The 2,037-nt window shown below is 64.1% G+C and carries 3 protein-coding genes; 1 reads left to right on the forward strand and 2 read right to left on the reverse strand.

Translation table 11 applies throughout. From position 1 onward, the window contains the following. Positions 1–127: 127 nt before the first annotated feature. Positions 128–277 carry a hypothetical protein gene (locus ASF72_RS20435; protein WP_157371032.1) on the reverse strand — a complete coding sequence of 50 codons (150 nt, stop codon included), beginning with the start codon at positions 275–277 and terminating at the stop codon, positions 128–130. A 187-nt stretch (positions 278–464) separates the two neighbouring features. Here ASF72_RS20435 and ASF72_RS16630 point away from each other — a divergent pair, with 187 nt between their 5' ends. Then, a complete protein-coding gene (locus ASF72_RS16630; RefSeq protein ID WP_082484390.1) occupies positions 465–749 on the forward strand; it encodes a DUF4190 domain-containing protein in 285 nt (94 codons plus the stop codon). A 166-nt stretch (positions 750–915) separates the two neighbouring features. Here the strand turns inward: ASF72_RS16630 and ASF72_RS16635 are convergent, their stop codons facing one another. Beyond that, positions 916–1,938 carry a DUF4192 domain-containing protein gene (locus ASF72_RS16635; protein WP_056600702.1) on the reverse strand — a complete coding sequence of 341 codons (1,023 nt, stop codon included), beginning with the start codon at positions 1,936–1,938 and terminating at the stop codon, positions 916–918. Positions 1,939–2,037: the final 99 nt, after the last annotated feature.

Below are 2,037 nucleotides of genomic sequence, written 5' to 3' on the forward strand. Positions count from 1 at the left end.
GGTGAGTACATTAGTCGCGTTGCGGCGGGGCTGGAGAGCGGAATGGCCGGCACCCTGTGGGTGCCGGCCATTCCTGTTTTCCCTCAGCAAAAGGAAATCCATGGGGCAGCGTCATCGCTGCGGGTTTTTAGTATTGCTGGTCTTGGTGGTCCCAGGTGAAGTCCGTGGGGCCTGTTGTTTTGTCGTTCCCCAGGATGGCCAGTTCGATGGCTTCTTCGGCCGCGGTAATGCCTTCGGGGGCTTTGTCCTGGTCCGTGAGGATGTATCCGTGGCTCATGGGGTTCCTGCCTGGTTGTCGTGTTTCCACTCTAACCCGGCGGGTGTTTGCGTGTTTTCCCGGTGGTGCTGCGCCCGCGCGAGCGTGACAGGCGGCCGGCGGAGATGTTCCTATAGACAAGCCCAAGGGCTAAATTGCGGCAGGGAGTAAACTCAGCCAAAGCGATCAAGAGTGGGGGACTCCTTAAATGTCAGCAGCAGCAGCAGCAGCTTCACCGGCCGCAACCGGCTACAACCGTATGGCTATCGTGGCAGTAGTTAGTGCCGTGGTTGCCGTAGTTGGATTCTTGGGGACTTTCACCGTGCTGGCGGTCTTCGCCGTGGGAGCGGGTCACGTTGCTCTCAACCAGATCAATCGCGACGGCGGTCAGGGGCGTCAGCTTGCCAGGGCATCCCTCGCTGTCGGTTACGCCATCGGCATTTTCGGGCTGCTTTTCACGGTTCTGACTGTGCTGGGCGGCTTCTACAACTAAGAGTTGCCGCTACTCCGAGCTAGCATCCCTGTGCGTCCCATCTCCAGGCTCCTAACAGGCTGCGCCCGCGCGAGCGTGACAGGCGGCCGGCGGAGCCTGCGGGGGAGGCCGCCCGCCCCCGCTTGAAGGGGACGGACCGTGCTGGCCCGCCCCCTTCCCCTCGTCGTTAGTGCTGGGGTTTGTAGGCGGTGGCGGGGTTCTTGGCGATTTCCGCGACGGTGCCGAGGTTCATCACGCCGGTCAGCAGTTCCGCGAGCCGGAAGCCCGGGCTGTCATCGCTGGCTTGGGTGAAGTGGTGTGATGCTGAGGATGCCCGGCCTTTGAGGAAGTCGGTCCAGCCGATCAGGGTCAGCAACGGGGCGCGGTAGCCGGTGGGTGCGGCGTTGATGAGTTCCCGCGCCCGTTCCTGGGCTTTGTCCACGCGGTTCCAGTCCGGGGCGACCTTGCCGATGAGCAGGTCCCCTGCCCCGTCAGCGGTTTTCAGGTCCGGGTCGATGATGGTGCACAGCACCATGTCCCGGGCGGTGGGGATCTGAAGTGTGGCCAGCAGCTCGATCCGGTCCTGTTCAGGAATCGGTCCGTTGATTGTGAGCGCGTGCGCCCACAGGGCTTCGGCGTGTTCGGTTCCGGTGATCATCTGGGTTGCGATGGCCGCAATGATGTTTTCCTCGGTCTCGGCCGGGCCGGTGTAAGGGGTGTAGGTCGCGCCCGGGTCCTGGTTGTAGGCGCTCCCGCGGTAAACCATTTCAGCGTTCAGGGCGCTGTCGGTGATGCTCTCCAGCGGGTAGGCCGGGCAGCAGTCGTCCTGCCCGTCGCACAGGAGGTTCTGCCAGTGGCTGGAGGTCACCAGCCAGCCGTCTTTAAGCGGCGTCCCGGCCTCGTCCAGGACCTCAATGAGCGCTTCGATGTGCTCGTGGAACGGGCGGGGCAGCTCCGGCGCGCCGGTCTGATCGGTGTAGACCGCCAGCAGCACCGAGGTAGCGGCGGGGTCCGCTGCGAGGTGCCCGGCGACGGTCCGGGCGTACATGGCCGGGGTAGGCGCCAGCGGAGCATCGACGCGCAGGGTCGCGCCCAGCCGCCCGTTGTTGACGGTGATGAAAACGAAGGATTCCCGGGGAACGGAACCCAGGGCGTGCGGGATGAAGCTGAGAACGTCGGCGGGGCCGGTGGCGCGTACTGAATCAGTCATGGTTTTGGTCCTTTGCTGAGGATTGTTCGGTGGTGAGGGGACGGCGTTACCGGGCCAGCTGCCCCTCTTTCTCCCCCGTTGTTTTTTGGTTGCTGGCAA

Source organism: Arthrobacter sp. Leaf141 (assembly GCF_001424565.1).
In the GTDB taxonomy this organism is placed as follows: Bacteria; Actinomycetota; Actinomycetes; order Actinomycetales; family Micrococcaceae; genus Arthrobacter.

Bases quoted from the DNA above. Each gene is read 5' to 3' on its own strand.
- ASF72_RS20435 (WP_157371032.1), bottom strand. From the start codon at position 277: ATGAGCCACGGATACATCCTCACGGACCAGGACAAAGCCCCCGAAGGC.
- ASF72_RS16630 (WP_082484390.1), top strand. From the start codon at position 465: ATGTCAGCAGCAGCAGCAGCAGCTTCACCGGCCGCAACCGGCTACAAC.
- ASF72_RS16635 (WP_056600702.1), bottom strand. From the start codon at position 1,938: ATGACTGATTCAGTACGCGCCACCGGCCCCGCCGACGTTCTCAGCTTC.